This window comes from Amphritea balenae (assembly GCF_003858655.1).
Taxonomy (GTDB): domain Bacteria; phylum Pseudomonadota; class Gammaproteobacteria; order Pseudomonadales; family Balneatricaceae; genus Amphritea; species Amphritea balenae.
In genome coordinates this window covers 40,096-55,181 of sequence record NZ_RQXV01000006.1, presented here as the reverse complement: position 1 = coordinate 55,181, position 15,086 = coordinate 40,096, and the positions used below count along the sequence as shown (strand labels likewise).

Genomic DNA, 15,086 nt, shown 5'->3' with positions numbered 1-15,086 from the left:
TTGAAATTGCAGCGATTATCACTTGGTGCTATGTTCATTGGGTTGAATGGAAAAATAACAAAATAAAAGAGACGATAAGGGAGATGCCTTGTGAAACGTCGTGAAATAGTTAAAGTCCTGGGTCTTGGTGCTGCTGCGGCAGGTTTAGCTGCTTGTACAGAGCAGAAAGCGCCACCAGCTGCTGACTGTAAGCCAACCGCAGATGCCGCGCCAGCAGCACCTGCCAAGCCTGAAACCATCGAATGGAAGATGGTTACTACCTGGCCGAAGAATTTCCCGGGTCTGGGTGTTGGTGCAAATAATCTGGCTGAGTTGATCGGACAGATGTCTGGTGGCCGTATTAAAGTTAAAGTTTATGGCGCAAAAGAATTGGTTGGCGCACTGGAAATCTTTGATGCAGTATCCCGTGGTACAGCTGAGATGGGTCATGGTGCGGCTTACTACTGGAAAGGTAAGACCCGTGCGGCACAGTTCTTTGCAGCTGTCCCTTTTGGTCTGACGGCGCAGGAGATGAACTCCTGGTTGTACCATGGCGGCGGTATGGAGCTGTGGGAAGAGATTTATGCTGAATTTGGACTGATCCCTGGTGCTGCTGGAAATACCGGTGTGCAGATGGGTGGTTGGTTCAATCGTGAGATCAATAGTGTGAAGGATCTTGAAGGTCTGAAAATGCGTATCCCAGGTCTTGGTGGTGAAGTGCTGAAGCGTGCCGGTGGTACGCCGGTATTACTGCCTGGTGGTGAGATCTTCCCATCGCTGCAGTCAGGTGCTATCGATGCGACTGAGTGGGTAGGTCCGTATAACGATATGGCGTTTGGTCTGCATAAAGCGGCTAAGTTCTATTACTACCCGGGCTGGCATGAGCCAGGCACCACACTGGAATGCTTTGTTAATAAAGAAGCGTTTGAGAAGTTACCTGCAGATCTGCAGGTAATTGTGCGTAATGCTATTCGAGTGGCGAACCAGGATATGTTGGCTGACTTCACAGCGAAGAACAACCGTGCTCTGGAGCAGTTAGTTAATGAGCATGGAGTTGAGCTACGTCAGTTCCCGGATGAAGTACTGAAACAGATTAAGGACCTGTCTGATGCTGTTGTAGCAGAAGAAGCAGCTAAAGATCCGATGTCTCAGAAAGTGTTTGATTCCTTTGTGAAGTTCCGTGATCAGGCAACTAAATGGCATGCTGTATCTGAGCAGGCTTACCTTAACGCCCGTACTTTATAATTAGAGGGTTTACTACAAAAAAGCAGGCTTTGAAGTGACCCCATAAAGTTGGACACTTATTGCAAGGCTACAGATAAGGTCTGATTTCGGTACTCGACCGGGGTCAGGCCTTCTAGTTTCATCTTAATGCGTTTCGTATTGCAATAGTCGATGTATTCATCTACCTGATTTATCTGATCATCAGTATTATTGAACCCATGCTGATGATAAATCTCTGTTTTGAGTATTGCGAAAAATCTTTCTGCGACTGCATTATCCAAACAATTACCTTTTCTCGATATGCTCTGTACAAGGTCTTTGTTAGACAGAATCTTTTGCGCAATAGGGTTCCGATATTACCACCCTTAATCACTATAAAGAACGGACATTTACTTTCATCTAGGCCGTTACCGCCTCTTCGAGCATATCTGTAACCAAAGATGCGTGCTGTTTTAAATGTTACGCCTTCCTGGTTAAACAGATCAATGATTGGAGAAAGGTAAATCTTTTGACCTTTGATATTAAATTTAGTGACATCCGTGACCCACTTCTCATTTGGCCGCTGTGCGGAAAAATCACGTTGTAGTATATGCGGGGCAGCTTTCCCCATTTTACCTATTTAGATTGGTTGCGTTTAGATCGAGCCGTCGATTTTAGATATAATTTTGTCATCAGGCGTAGAGCTTTCATGTGGTTTAGCCACGTGCCTAAACATGATCCTTCGGTAACCGTAACGGCCTTTATGTTCATGAAAGATTTGGCTAATCAGTACTTTCTCACGTGCATAGCTATCAGGCTTTTGTAGCGCTTGAGACGGATAAGAAAAGACGCTACCTGGCAACTCGCAGGCTTTAAAAGATCCCCAGTATTGGTTGTCCACTATTGAGGGGGATTTCACTTTTATACCTGCTTTTTATTGCTTTTAAAAAGTTGTAGATATCTTTTTGTTATAAAAAAAATAAAGACTTTCAGGATCATTTCAGGTTGGACTCATATAGTAAAGCTGTATTAAATATAACCGAGGACATGACCATGAACAAATTAATTACAGGTTTCGCTCTGGTTCTGATGATGGCTTTTTCAAGTGTATATGCTGCAACTGATGATATGTCTAAATCTATGCATCCAGACACTGGCCCACAAGCTAATGGCTTTTACTTACAGCATGATGGAGATGAAGGTTATACCGGTGGTTGGAAATAATATTCATCTGATTAAAACCTTATAGTTTCTAGGCTATAAGGTTTTTTTGTTTATAAAAAAGTAGTTAATAGATACAAGCTGAAAAATTAACTTTGGATGTTATTAAATTACTCCTAAGTTTCAGGACTGTTTCTGAAAGGGCTTATATAGTAAACCTATTTTCAAAAAACGAGGTTAAGACTATGAAAAAGATAATTACAGGTACAGCTCTGGTTCTGATGCTAGCATTCTCAAATGTGTATGCTGGTACTGGTGATACATCGAACTCAATACATTCAGAAACAGGCCCTCAGGCAAATGGCTTCTTCCTGCAACATGATGGTGAAGAGGGCTATACAGGTGGTTGGAAATAATATTTATCGGTTTCAAATAAAACCTCATGACTTTTTAGTTATGAGGTTTTTTTCGTAAAACACTTAGATAATACTTTACAGCTACATAGTTAGTAAAATTTTTCATATTCAATTGTAGTGTTATTTCTTGTGCTGATATTAATAGTAAACTTTAAATTTATATTGTTAATATGATTATATTCAGAATGATTTCAGGAAAGGCTTATATAGTAAACCTATCTTCAAAAAACAAGGTAAAGACTATGAAAAAGATAATTACAGGTACAGCTCTGGTTCTGATGCTAGCATTCTCAAATGTGTATGCAGGTACTGGTGATACATCGAACTCAATAAATTCAGAAGCTGGCCCTCAGGCGAATGGTTTCTTCCTGCAACATGATGGTGAAGAGGGTTATACTGGCGGCTGGAAATAATATTTACTGGTTTAATAAAAACCTCATAGCCGTTAACCATGAGGTTTTTTTCGCCTTTAATAAATCAACGTTTTAGCCGTATACCAGTGTTGGTAGCCAGGTTGCCAATGCAGGCCATTGTGCCAGTGCGATCAGTATTAACAACTGGATAAAGATAAACGGAATAACCCCGCGATAGATCTGCATAGTTGCGATATTCTCAGGTGCTACGCCCCGTAAATAGAATAATGCAAAGCCGAACGGTGGGGTGAGGAATGATGTTTGCAAATTAATCGCAATCATAATACCCAGCCAGACAGGATCTAATCCCATCGCTAACAATATTGGCGCAACTATAGGCACCACCACAAAAGTGATCTCGATAAAGTCGAGAAAGAAACCCAGTAGGAAGATAACCAGCATCACCAGTAAAACGGCACCAAAGACACCACCAGGCAGATCTGACAGGAATTCCCGTACCAGATCATCACCGCCATAGCCTCGGAATACCAGTGAGAATATTGAGGCGCCAACCAGAATGATGAACACCATTGAACTCACCTGAGTGGTGGTACGCATCACATCTTTGAGTATCTGCAGAGTAAAACAGCGTCGGGCTATCGCCAGTAGCATAGCGCCAACAGCACCCACAGAGGCTGCTTCCGTTGGGGTTGCCCAGCCTGCCAGGATTGATCCCAATACCAGGCCTACCAGAAGTACCGGGGGTACCAATGCCGATGCGACCCGTTGCCACATATTGTCCATCGCATCGCGCTCTTCTTTTGGAATAGCCGGCACAGAGGTCGGATCAAAGATAGCCTTGTAGACCAGATATAGAATATAAGCGCCGACCAGTAACAGCCCGGGTATCAGCGCACCAAGGAAAAGATCGCCTACGGTGACTGTTTCAGGGGAATAGATTCCCTGATCCAGTTGTGATTGCTGATAGGCTGAGGAGATGACATCGCCCAGCAGTACCAGAACGATGGAAGGGGGTATTATCTGTCCCAGCGTACCTGAAGCACAAATTACGCCGGTAGCAACCTTTGGATCGTAACCACGACGTAGCATGGTTGGCAGAGACAGTAAGCCCATGGTTACAACCGTTGCCCCAACAATACCGGTACTGGCTGCAAGCAACATGCCTACAATAGTGACGGAGATACCCAGTCCACCACGAATAGGGCCAAACAGGGCGGCCATAGTATCCAGCAGCTCTTCGGCGATCTTGGATTTTTCCAGCATCACACCCATAAATACGAACAGGGGTACAGCGATCAGTACCGTATTGTTCATAATGCCGAACAGACGGTTGGGCACCGCTTCAAGGAAACTAGCCTCAAAGTGTCCGGTCATGATGCCAAAAGCCGCAAAAATCAGGCCTGTTCCGGCTAGTGAAAAGGCAACAGAGTAGCCCAGTAGCAGTACAACAATCGCGCCGAGGAACAGGAATAATGGTAGAAGTTCGATCATACTGGGTGCTCCTGTGAATCAACCTCTAACAGGTGTGCGTGGCCACCCAGTACCAGAAAGCTACGTAGTAGTTCTGCAATGCCTTGTAAAATCATTAGCATCGGCATCACAATTAGTGAGGTTTTTAAGATAAACAGAGCCTCTATACCACCGGCTTCTTGCGAGCCTTCCAGAGTACTCCAGGAGAACATGACATAATCCCATGAGACCCAGAGAATAAAGACTGAAACGGGAAACAGTAATAGTAACGTTCCCAGAATATTGATAATTGCTTTGCCTTTTTCACCCATTGGGCGATAGAAGATATCGACCCGAACATGACCGTCATGCTTCAGTGTGTAACCTGCAGCCAGCAGGAATACAAAACTGTGCATATAGATCACAGATTCCTGCATCGGAATATTTCCAACATTGAACACATAGCGCATTACGACGATAACAAAGGTAACCAACACCATCAGCAGGGTAAGCCAGGCAATAGTACGCCCGGTCCATTCGCTGAAAGCATCGAGACCCTGAACAATCGATGCGACAGGATTGTTATTTTTCATGGTTCTCTTATCCATTCAGAACTTGAATCACTTCTGAGTATACCAGTAATAATTGAATTGAATCAGGCGATTAAACTGCATTTTTGTCTTAGTAAAACCTGGTTGTATAGATGGGTATAGGTGCTTAACTGCTGCAAAATCATCTGTGCTATGTACAATAGGGCAACCACCGTATTCTGGAGATTTACTGATGTCACAATGGTTTTTGGATAAAGAGCTCAAGGCCCTTAATGGCTGGCAGCTGACCGCGTTTTCTGTTGCTGTTACAGAGCGTATGTTTCCAAACTTTGCTCTGTTTTCTAACCTGCTTGAATTTGGTGACAGGGATCAGGTGCGCAGTATTCTCGACGGTATCTGGAATAAGCTGGGTAACAGTGGCGCGAAAATGAATTTTGAGGTGCAGCAGGCAAATATTGAAGCCAATATGCCAGACCTTGATCAATTTGATATGTACGGTGCTTCTCCGGCACTGGATGCGATGGTCGCACTATACTCAACGGTAAACTGTTTGTTAGAACCAAACTCAAATGAAGCTGCAAACGTCGGTAATCTGGCACTGGAATCTGTCGCGACTTTCATCGAAGTGACGGCTGATTCTGATATGTCTGATGAGCAGTTGCTACGCCATATCAGTCAACACGATATGATGCTGCAGGAAGAGGGTTTTCAGGAAGAGCTGATCCGTCGTATCAGTGCTTTGAAAAACCCAAGCAGCGTTTTCATCGATGAACTGAAATTGCTGGCTGCGAATGATGGGGTAAGTAATATCGGAGTTAGTGAATAGTCATGTTACGTCTTGGTTTGTTATTACTGATTATTCCCGGGTTGGTTTTAATGGGTGCGTTCTGGTCAGAGCTTAGCACTGTTAACGAGTGTGTTGCTGCCGGTGGCTCATATGACTACCTGAATGGACTCTGTGATATGCAGTTGAATCACCGCTTTGTACCTTATTTTGAGCGCAATCCAATGTTTGTAAATATGACAATGCTGGCTTCAGGACTGGGCTTTTTGTTGTGCCTGTTTGGCCTTTATGTAAAAGCCCGTTAGCTAAGCCCCGTTAACTAAGCCCCGTTAACTAAGCCCCGTTAATTATCTGGAATCTTTACTATGCGTCGTTTTTGGCTTGGTCTTTTACTTGCCCTGATTATTGGAGTGATCTATAGCTGGTTGCAGGCCCCTGAGTGGCTGGAAAACTGGAATCAGGAGCACCAACAGATGATCGAACAGCAACGTCAGGCGGGTGTTGATCGTGGTGAACTGACGGATCAGCAGGGCTGTCTTGATAATGCCCTTGAACGTCTTAAAAACTGTAAAGGTACCGAGTACCAGTGCACCGTTGGTGGGGGTATGTTTTTAAAGTCCTGTTGGAGTAAAAGCGGTCCTACAGAGCGCTTTTGTCAGGGGATTCCTCAGTACAATGAAACAGCCACTGAGGATGATAAGGCCTGGGTGAAGGATCGCTGCTTTGAACTGGGTATTGACGCTAAAGGTTGTCGGCTTATGTTGAGGCAACAGCAACAGATCTGTAGCCAGTAATAACACTTTAATCTTCGCTGGAAAGTCCTTTCAGTGCTGTGATTCACAGACAGAGAGCGTCGGTTGCCATCTACCGCTGACAATTTTTAGCCGTATTATTTAGCCATCATATTCTGGTAACAACCTAGCCTACCTATACTGACCGCAGTCGATCAGCATTAAACTTTGGTCTAATCTTTTGGGCTCGTAATAAAAAAAGCCAGCAAAGGGCTTGTCAATACTTAACAGTATAAGTAGTTTAATACAGCTGTTTGATTTAGGGGGAGCTTTCCCTTTCAGGCAGAGCACAGGTCAGTGCTTACAGAGAATAAATATAACAAAGGTATGTTGGCCCTGCTGTCACCAGTCAGGCTTATTAAGTATGCGAAGTTACCAGTATTAACGTACTTGGGTGAGTAGTCTCACATATTAAAGGTACAGAGCGCCCTCTGTGGTGCTGTTATATATTTTGGTTTTATCCGCATCTATCTATATGTTCCTAAAAGATTTTTAGGAAATGTTCATATCCCTGTTATATCTGCTCTGAGTTGAACTGACAAAATATAAGATATTTTGTTATTCAGGATTTTCCATGAACATTGGCACCATTGGTTTCCCTCAGGATCAGCAACAGAAGCTTGCCAGGATTCTTGGTTTATCAAAAAACAACCGCTATGAATTAGTGGATTTTGATCTGCAAAATTTGCCGGATCTGCTGCTTATGTTTGGTTTTCCATCGGAATCGGATTCACCTTTGGTGCAGCTGCCTACGGGCTACCGTTCGCGTATTATTCAGGTCAGTAAGGAACAGCCACAAGAGTCTGGCCTGGGGCATATTCGTTATCCATTGGTGTCTTCGCGCGTGATTCGTACTCTGGATGAGATGACATCGGAAAATGAAGAGCTGGATGGCTCTGAATTACAGGAAGCAGAACAGGCGGCTGAGCAGCGCTTCAGTAAATATCAATCTGCTGACTCAGTAAGCGTTTCAGGTGCGAAGAGTAGAGATAGCTTTAGAGAAAATTACCGGGTGCTGGTGGTTGATGATAACGCCGCTATGCAACAGGCACTGAGATTAGAGCTGGAAAAGCTACCTACACCGGTTGAAGTGACTTATGCCGATAGCGGTGAGCAAGCATTGCAGCAAGTGACCGAACATAACTTTGATTTTATTTTCCTCGATATTCTGATGCCGGGCATCGACGGCTTTGAAACTTGTAACCGAATGCGTGAGAACCCCGCGCTCAAAAAAATCCCGATTATTATGCTGACCTCAAAAACCTCTCCGCTGGACGAGGTGAAAGGCATAATGGCGGGCTGTTCAACCTATCTGACAAAGCCGATCGATCAGGATGAATTTCAGAAAGTCATTAACCGGGTATCGAACTGGGTTGATGAGTTTAAGCAGGCATAAATGAGTAATGACTAGTGAGAATAAACACTAGTCAGTTTAAAAATGGAGTAGTAATGAGTAAGAAAATCCTTGTCGTAGATGATGACCCGGTACAACAAAAGCACATCTGTAATCTGCTTGGTGAAGTTGATGCAACGGTAATTCTCGCGGCAAATGGTCAGCAGGGTGTGGACAAAGCCCGTCAAGAGATGCCGGACCTGATTCTGATGGATGTGGTTATGCCTGAAGTCGATGGTTTTGCTGCCTGCCGTCAGATCACCACTGCTGCAGAAACTAAAGCGATCCCCGTCGTGATTGTGTCTAGCAAGAACCAGGAAGCGGATAAAGTATGGGCGCAGTTACAGGGTGCCAAGGCGATGATTTCAAAGCCTTTTACTGATCAGGATCTGCTTAAGCAGGTTAATCAGTTTTTGTGAGGGCGCTGTGATGGTGGAGCGTATCCCTGATTCAGAGACAATCGTTGAAACGGCTGAAACATATGATCTCCGGCATGGTTTTAACGTGGGGTTCTTGCAGTTGCTATTGCAGGCTCAGACCCGTGCAGAGCTGATTAAAATCGGTCATCTTTGTTCTATTCCGGATACACCTGACTGGTTTGCCGGCTTTATCAATCACCGTGGTGATGCCGTGCCTGTGTTTGATCTGGCAGCCTGTCTTGGACTTGAGCCTGTTACCTACAGTAAAGGTTGGTTGCTACTGTTAGATGAGCAACCCACCGTTGCAGGATTATTACTGGCTGAACCTCCGCAAGGGGTTACCGACCCTGTTTTGTTAGACGAGCATGAAAGGCAGCCTGAGCTGAACCTGCTTCAGGGGATCAGCAGTGGTCAGTATCGGCATCAGAACGGGGTCTGGTTTGAGCTGGATCACCGGGCGTTCTTTACGGCTCAGAAACAGCGCTTTATTGATATCAATGCACAGCCCCCGGTCTGAGTACCGGATTTATCTTTTAAACTTTAATCATTCACACTCAGTAGTCACACCATAATAGGGAAAAAAGAATGAGCTCATTCTGGCAGATGAAAACGATCAATGACCGGCATATCTGGGAATTCCGTAATATCCGTATGCCCTTCAAGTTTGCCATTGCCGGCGCTCTACTGGTGATGGGACTGGTCTTTATGGCGGTGTCGTACTATCAGACTATCGCTATTGAAGAGCAGGCTCAGAAACGTGCACAGAACCTCAACGGTTTCCTGCTATTGGTGAGTAATATTCAGTCCAATATTGCCCAGGCCCGTTACCATGAGAAGAGTTTTCAGGTCGATAAAAATATGGGTCAGCTGACCCTGTTTAATGAAACGATGGCGCAGGTTGATAGCGATATTCAGCAGATGAAGCAATATCTGCGAACTCAGCAAGATCAGGCGTTGGTAGAGCAGTTTCAAACGGTTGTAGATAGCTATCAGGATACTTTTTATGACGCCTCAGAGTCTGCAATTGCGGCGGGTCTGACTTCTGATACGGGTTTGTCTGGCGAGCTGAATAAACTGATGTGGGCCAGTGATGCGATGATTGTATGGATCAAGCGAGACTGGCTGCGGAGCCAGTTTGATACGTTACAGGGGAGTCTGGCGGAGTATATTGCCAGTGGTGGTCGTACGCTGACGCGAGAAAAAGTGGCTAAGCAGATTTTGGTGATGACTAATCAGCTACAGGCCATTAACGTCGATAAGTTTCCACAGAACCGGGTTGCTGTGTTGGAAAATATGGCTGAAGCGGATGTGTTGTTTGGTCAGCTTGCCGAGGCCGTTGATCACAGTACATCACAGTATGATCAACTGCAGACCATTATCTCGGAACTTGATCCCCGCATCATGCAGGTAACGGCTCTGGCTGATATCTATAAACAACAAAATGAAACCATTCAGGCCGATGAAACCCTGGATATGGTGACTTACTTCTTTATCTCGATGGGCTTGATGATTGTCGCCCTGGCCGTCGCGCTTTCGATTGTAAAATATATGGTAATCGATCCGGTGACCCGGTTGCAGGCGACGGTAGACAGCGTACGTGAAGGCGATGTTGAAGCCCGTAGCCATCTTGAATCTAAAGATGAGTTAGGTCAGCTGGGCGCGGTACTGGATAGCTTGCTGGACGAGAAAGAGCAGGCGCTAACAATCAAAGAGGAAGAGAACAGTAAACTCAACCGCTCGATAATTGAATTGATTCAGAACGTATTCCTTATCAGTCAGCGTGACCTGACGGTGCGCGTGCCTGTGGCGGAAGATGTAACCGGTGCCATCGCCGACTCGATCAATCAGCTGGCATCGTCGATTGAATCGGTATTGCATGATGTTAATGCCGTTTCCGGGCGGGTTAACAGTGCTTCTTTACAGGTGCGATCGCAGTCTGAAACGGTACTTAACTACGCCAGCCGTGAACAGGAAGAGATCATCGAGACATTGCAGGGCCTGGATTCTGCAATTAAAGCGATGGAACTGATTTCGAAGCTGGCGGTGCTGTCTAATAACGCTTCCCAGAAAGCGATTAAAACCTCAGAAACGGCGATGGACTCCGTATCTCAAACAATCAACAGTATTAACAAAGTCCGTCAAACCATTCATGAGGCCGAAAAACGAATTAAACGCTTGGGCGAACGTTCTCAGGAGATCGGCGGTATTGTCAGCCTGATTAATAATATTTCGGAACGTACACACCTTCTGTCACTGAACGCGAGTATGCACGCGGCTTCCGCTGGTGAGGCAGGTCGTGGTCTGATGGTGGTGGTAGATGAGGTACAGCGTTTAGCTGAAAACTCCCGCGAAGCGACCTCCGAGATTGAGTCGTTAGTGAATAATATTCAGCTAGAAACCGCTGATACGATTAACGTTATGAATACGGTAATTACCGATGTAGTCGAGGGTACCCGACTGGCTGAAGAAGCGGGTGAACGTATGGATGAAACCCGTGTTACTACTCAGACACTGGTTGAATCGGTCGTTCGTATTGCACAGAACTCTGCACGTCAGGCCCGGGTAGCTAAAGATCTGCGTGAGCGTGCCGGTAAAATCGATGAAACAACCTTAGCAACCAACAAAGAGATGCAACAGCAGGCTGAACTCTCTGATGAACTGGTAAATGCTGCGCAGGATCTGCAACGTTCGGTGAGTGTATTTAAACTGGCCCAACCGGCCGTATCCTGAATAGTCACTTCAGTACTTACATCGAACAGGCAGATAGCATGAAGCCAGACAGTATTGTTGTAGCAGAGCCTTTTCTGGCGCTGCTACAAGAACAAATTGATAATCAGCCAGATGCTGAACCGCTTATATCGGCTCTACAGCCATTGATTGATCAGTATAGCGATCTTGAGCTAATGGGTTTAGCTGATAGTCTGGCGTTGTTTTCTGAGCAGCTGGAACAACTGGACCAGATTGAAGATGAAGCCGCACCAACGCTGCTGTTGATCGATTTTCATAAAGCGCTACAGGATATGATCAGTTCGCCAGCCCCGGGTGTCTGGCAGTATCTACTGGCTTGCCTGAGCGATAGCCACTGGCCTGAACCCCTGGCAGAAGAGGACTGTGAGTTTCTGGCAGAGTTACTCGAGTTGGACTGTAACAAACTTCAGACGTTATCAGGCGGGTTGGAAGGCTGTGCAATAAAAGAGACTAAGGTTGAAGCAGATACGGTGGAAACCGCGTTGTCTCCTCCGGTAAGTCCATACTTGTCGGCGTTGCGTGAGGTGATCAATGGTAAGCCTGCCGATGTAGTGGATGCCCTGCATCAGTTAATGGATCAGGCTGGTGAAGAAGATCTGTCAGGTTTTGCGGACCTTTTCGCTCTACTGGCAGAGATCTGGGAAACGGAAGAGGGTGGAGAGTCTCTGAATGCTTTGCACCAGCCGTTGCTCATTTTACTGAGCTCTTTCAAGCCAGAAGATGCTGACAGGTTATTGAGCCTGATGAGCGAGCCTTGTTGGCAATCACCATTACCCGGTGATGACCGGGCGTTTCTGGCTGAAATACTGCTACCAGATCTGCAGCAGCTTGCGTCGCAGAACTGTGATTACAGGCAGATTGAGCGTAACAGTTGTGATGACAATCCTGTCGTTATTTCTGATGCAATTTCTGAAGTTGAAACCGATAAAACAACGGACTCTTTTACGACAGCTACGCCAGCTGAAGTACCAGCGTTTTGTCCTGTTGATTTAACGTTGCTGGAACAGCCGGGACCTGAACTAGAGCCAGAAGTATTGGCTATGCTGACCAACGAGCTACAACAGCTGCAGGATCTTTGGTGTCAGGATCTGTCGGATATTGATCAGTTATGTAACGCCAGTCTGCAACAGATGACACCTATAGTCCGGGCGATGGATAGTCTGCATCTGCTGGGCGCCGGATTTGTTGTGAAAGGGCTACAGAACAATATTTGTTGGTTACAAGATTTTCCTGATCAACTACAGCCAAGGCTACAGCTGCTGATAGCTAATCTGCTGGCGGAACTGAACGGCTATCTGAAAGATATTACCGATGTTAAAGCGCAGCAGGCAGTGTTAGATCTGCTTGAGGTTGCAGATCTGCCGGCATCAGCCAGCGAAGAACAGATCAGTTTTCTGGCCGGTTTGTTAGCGCTTGCTAGCCTTAAGTCACCTGATTTATTAGTGCAGGAACAAGCAGCTAGTCAGGATGTTGAGCTACAGGTTGCCGATGATATCGATCCACAATTGTTGGAAATGCTGTTTAATGAACTGCCGCAGCTATCAGAAATATTATCTGAACAACTACAGAGCAGATCGGCTCTGAATAGTGCTTCTCTACGGGAAGCGCAACGGGCGGCTCACACCATTAAAGGACTCGCTAATATGGCGGGTATTGTGGGTATTGCCAACCTGACGCACCGGTTGGAAGATATTCTTGAGCTGTATACGGAAGCAGAACAGCTGCCCGGCACCGATCTCCGCAATGACCTGATAGCAATAACCGATACTATCGCCATAATGTGCGAGGCGGTTGTGCTTCAACAGAGTGCGCCGGATAGTGCTCAGGAAATGTTGCAACGGTTAATGGACTGGCATTACAGGCTGCGAAGTGAGGGCCTGGATAGCGGATCTTTAGATAACACCGCTACAGTGGCTCCCCTCCCGATACCTGAGGATCTTCCCGCGTTTGATCAGCCGGAAAAAGAGCTAAACGGAAAAAAATCTACGGAACAAAAATTACTTGAGCAGACAACGTTCAGAGTGGCTCAGCCGATACTGGATAATTTATTGCGACTGGCCGGTGAAGGTACCACCCTGAATACACAGTTGGATGAAGAGATTACCCAGCTGCGCAGTTATACCCGCCTTAGTCGGGACCGGCAGCGGGCATTACAGCGGGTTCTGTTTGAGCTGGAGCAACAGTTGAATGAGCAGTTTACACTCCAGCCCGAGCTGCAACATGAAGATGATAGCTTTGATCCGCTAGAGATGGATCGCTATAACGAGATGCACACCAGTTTATCCCGCTTACAGGAAGCGGCTGCTGATATTCAGGAAGTTGAGCAGTCGATGGAGCGACATATCCGTCGTACGAGTGAGTTGCATCTGGCGCAGTCAGGTATACAGAAAGAAACTCTGGATCGGGTACTCAGTACCCGACTAGTCGAAGTGAAGTCTATCTCAAGTCGCTTACAGCGGGTGCTTCGTCAGGCGTGTAGAAGTACAGGTAAACAGGCTGAACTGCTGCTGGAAGGCGAACATACCCGAATCGACAGTAATATCCTCAATCAGTTAGCTGATCCGTTGATGCATATTATTCGGAATGCGATTGACCATGGATTGGAAAGTCCTCAACAACGACAACAATCAGGTAAGCCGGAACAGGGTCAGATCAGGCTCAGATTCATCCTGGATAATGATCTGATTCGGGTTACCTGTAGTGATGATGGCGCAGGTATCAATACCGGTAAAGTACGCCAGATAGCTATTCAGAAAGGCCTTATTGAAGCTAATGCTCAGCTTGGACAGCAAGAGATTGAAAGGCTAATCCTGATCCCTGGTTTCTCGACCCGTAATGAGATCAGTCAGTTATCCGGCCGGGGTATCGGTATGGATGTTGTGCATCAACAGATTATGCGACTTCAGGGTATGTTGAATATTCGTTCTGAAACCGGCACTGGCACCACCCTGGAATTGTCGATGCCTTCCAGTTCGCTAATGATTAAAACCTTGCTGGTTCGGGTGGGCAAGCAGATTTATGCGTTAGCCAGTCACGGCCTTGAACAGAGTATTATTTCGCTCGATGGTCAGTTGCTTAATACTGATCAGGGGCTGTTGTTTGATTATCAGGGAGAGCAATATCCCGCTTATGCCCTCGAATCGTTATTAAGTGAACCGGGTTATCAGTATGAACAGGGGCAGGTACATCCTGTGCTGCTGATTAATCTGGGGCAGGGGGAGCGGGTTGCGGTGATGGTTCGGGAGGTGATTGCCCACCGGGAATTAGCATTTAAGCAGATGGGTGATTACTTGCCGGATATCCCGGGTATACCGGGCCTGACTATTCTGGCAAATGGTGATACGGCGGCGGTTATCGATCTGCCTGCCCGTATTCGCTATAAATCTATCGGTCAGAGTAATCTGTCTGTGCCCCGGGAAATTGCGCCTGAACATGAGCTGCCAAAGCTGTTAGTTGTTGATGATTCACTGAGTGCACGAAGTTCTTTGTCGGTTTTACTGCGGGATACAGGCTATGAAGTCAGCACCGCTATTGATGGTCTGGATGCAATGAATCAGATCCGTAAACAACGCCCGGATATGGTGCTAACGGATCTTGAGATGCCACGTATGTCGGGAATGGAGCTCACCAGCATGATGAGGGGGCGAGAGGAGATGCAGGATATCCCGGTCTTGATGATTACTTCCAGAACCACTGACAGACATCGGAATGAAGCGCTGAACGCCGGGGTCTCTTCTTTCCTGACTAAACCATGGACTGAAAATATGTTGCTGGATCAAGTCAGTACCTTGTTACAGCCCGAACCTTCAATTGCCTGA

At 46.2% G+C, this 15,086-nt stretch carries 15 protein-coding genes; 12 read left to right on the top strand and 3 right to left on the bottom strand.

All coding sequences use genetic code 11. From position 1 onward, the window contains the following. Positions 1-90: 90 nt before the first annotated feature. Positions 91-1,224, top strand: coding sequence for a TRAP transporter substrate-binding protein (locus tag EHS89_RS11545; protein ID WP_124926315.1), 1,134 nt, complete (start codon positions 91-93; stop codon positions 1,222-1,224). 56 nt (positions 1,225-1,280) lie between these two features. Here EHS89_RS11545 and EHS89_RS21595 read toward each other — a convergent pair whose 3' ends face one another. Continuing rightward, positions 1,281-1,505, bottom strand: a complete 225-nt coding sequence (locus tag EHS89_RS21595) for an IS3 family transposase (RefSeq protein ID WP_373290060.1) — start codon at positions 1,503-1,505, stop codon at positions 1,281-1,283. Positions 1,506-2,235: 730 nt separating this feature from the next. Here EHS89_RS21595 and EHS89_RS21130 point away from each other — a divergent pair. The 3 genes from EHS89_RS21130 to EHS89_RS21120 all read left to right on the top strand — a co-directional run bounded on the left by EHS89_RS21130 (position 2,236) and on the right by EHS89_RS21120 (position 3,172). Beyond that, positions 2,236-2,406, top strand: a complete 171-nt coding sequence (locus tag EHS89_RS21130) for a hypothetical protein (RefSeq protein ID WP_170167488.1) — start codon at positions 2,236-2,238, stop codon at positions 2,404-2,406. A 182-nt stretch (positions 2,407-2,588) separates the two neighbouring features. After that, positions 2,589-2,759, top strand: coding sequence for a hypothetical protein (locus EHS89_RS21125; protein ID WP_170167487.1), 171 nt, complete (start codon positions 2,589-2,591; stop codon positions 2,757-2,759). 242 nt (positions 2,760-3,001) lie between these two features. Beyond that, on the top strand, positions 3,002-3,172 hold the full coding sequence (locus EHS89_RS21120; RefSeq protein WP_170167486.1) for a hypothetical protein: 171 nt from the start codon (positions 3,002-3,004) through the stop codon (positions 3,170-3,172). Between the two features lie 72 nt (positions 3,173-3,244). Here the strand turns inward: EHS89_RS21120 and EHS89_RS11535 are convergent, their stop codons facing one another. Then, a complete protein-coding gene (locus EHS89_RS11535) occupies positions 3,245-4,624 on the bottom strand; it encodes a TRAP transporter large permease (RefSeq protein ID WP_124926314.1) in 1,380 nt (459 codons plus the stop codon). After that, on the bottom strand, positions 4,621-5,175 hold the full coding sequence (locus EHS89_RS11530; RefSeq protein WP_124926313.1) for a TRAP transporter small permease subunit: 555 nt from the start codon (positions 5,173-5,175) through the stop codon (positions 4,621-4,623). Before EHS89_RS11530 ends, EHS89_RS11535 begins: the two co-directional genes overlap by 4 nt. Positions 5,176-5,365: 190 nt before the next feature. On the opposite strand from EHS89_RS11530, the gene EHS89_RS11525 reads away from it, so the two are divergent. From EHS89_RS11525 to EHS89_RS11490, 8 genes are all read left to right on the top strand, one after another. After that, positions 5,366-5,959 carry a YjaG family protein gene (locus EHS89_RS11525; RefSeq protein ID WP_124926312.1) on the top strand — a complete coding sequence of 198 codons (594 nt, stop codon included), beginning with the start codon at positions 5,366-5,368 and terminating at the stop codon, positions 5,957-5,959. A gap of 2 nt (positions 5,960-5,961) precedes the next feature. Further along, positions 5,962-6,222, top strand: a complete 261-nt coding sequence (locus EHS89_RS11520) for a hypothetical protein (protein WP_124926311.1) — start codon at positions 5,962-5,964, stop codon at positions 6,220-6,222. 60 nt (positions 6,223-6,282) lie between these two features. Continuing rightward, positions 6,283-6,711: a hypothetical protein gene (locus tag EHS89_RS11515; RefSeq protein WP_124926310.1), complete on the top strand. Its 429-nt coding sequence runs from the start codon at positions 6,283-6,285 to the stop codon at positions 6,709-6,711. Between the two features lie 571 nt (positions 6,712-7,282). Further along, positions 7,283-8,104, top strand: coding sequence for a response regulator (locus tag EHS89_RS11510; protein ID WP_124926309.1), 822 nt, complete (start codon positions 7,283-7,285; stop codon positions 8,102-8,104). Positions 8,105-8,157: 53 nt separating this feature from the next. Further along, entirely contained in the window at positions 8,158-8,520 is a 363-nt protein-coding gene (locus EHS89_RS11505; RefSeq protein WP_124926308.1) for a response regulator, read from the top strand. Positions 8,521-8,530: 10 nt separating this feature from the next. Further along, entirely contained in the window at positions 8,531-9,037 is a 507-nt protein-coding gene (locus tag EHS89_RS11500; RefSeq protein WP_124926307.1) for a chemotaxis protein CheW, read from the top strand. Positions 9,038-9,105: 68 nt separating this feature from the next. Further along, entirely contained in the window at positions 9,106-11,250 is a 2,145-nt protein-coding gene (locus EHS89_RS11495) for a methyl-accepting chemotaxis protein (RefSeq protein ID WP_124926306.1), read from the top strand. Positions 11,251-11,288: 38 nt separating this feature from the next. Next, entirely contained in the window at positions 11,289-15,086 is a 3,798-nt protein-coding gene (locus tag EHS89_RS11490) for a hybrid sensor histidine kinase/response regulator (RefSeq protein ID WP_229753559.1), read from the top strand.

What these genes read in the sequence shown, in the direction of transcription:
- EHS89_RS21130 (WP_170167488.1), top strand. Translation starts at nt 2,236, where the DNA reads ATGAACAAATTAATTACAGGTTTCGCTCTGGTTCTGATGATGGCTTTT.
- EHS89_RS21125 (WP_170167487.1), top strand. Translation starts at nt 2,589, where the DNA reads ATGAAAAAGATAATTACAGGTACAGCTCTGGTTCTGATGCTAGCATTC.
- EHS89_RS21120 (WP_170167486.1), top strand. Translation starts at nt 3,002, where the DNA reads ATGAAAAAGATAATTACAGGTACAGCTCTGGTTCTGATGCTAGCATTC.
- EHS89_RS11535 (WP_124926314.1), bottom strand. Translation starts at nt 4,624, where the DNA reads ATGATCGAACTTCTACCATTATTCCTGTTCCTCGGCGCGATTGTTGTA.
- EHS89_RS11530 (WP_124926313.1), bottom strand. Translation starts at nt 5,175, where the DNA reads ATGAAAAATAACAATCCTGTCGCATCGATTGTTCAGGGTCTCGATGCT.
- EHS89_RS11525 (WP_124926312.1), top strand. Translation starts at nt 5,366, where the DNA reads ATGTCACAATGGTTTTTGGATAAAGAGCTCAAGGCCCTTAATGGCTGG.
- EHS89_RS11520 (WP_124926311.1), top strand. Translation starts at nt 5,962, where the DNA reads ATGTTACGTCTTGGTTTGTTATTACTGATTATTCCCGGGTTGGTTTTA.
- EHS89_RS11515 (WP_124926310.1), top strand. Translation starts at nt 6,283, where the DNA reads ATGCGTCGTTTTTGGCTTGGTCTTTTACTTGCCCTGATTATTGGAGTG.
- EHS89_RS11510 (WP_124926309.1), top strand. Translation starts at nt 7,283, where the DNA reads ATGAACATTGGCACCATTGGTTTCCCTCAGGATCAGCAACAGAAGCTT.
- EHS89_RS11505 (WP_124926308.1), top strand. Translation starts at nt 8,158, where the DNA reads ATGAGTAAGAAAATCCTTGTCGTAGATGATGACCCGGTACAACAAAAG.
- EHS89_RS11500 (WP_124926307.1), top strand. Translation starts at nt 8,531, where the DNA reads ATGGTGGAGCGTATCCCTGATTCAGAGACAATCGTTGAAACGGCTGAA.
- EHS89_RS11495 (WP_124926306.1), top strand. Translation starts at nt 9,106, where the DNA reads ATGAGCTCATTCTGGCAGATGAAAACGATCAATGACCGGCATATCTGG.
- EHS89_RS11490 (WP_229753559.1), top strand. Translation starts at nt 11,289, where the DNA reads ATGAAGCCAGACAGTATTGTTGTAGCAGAGCCTTTTCTGGCGCTGCTA.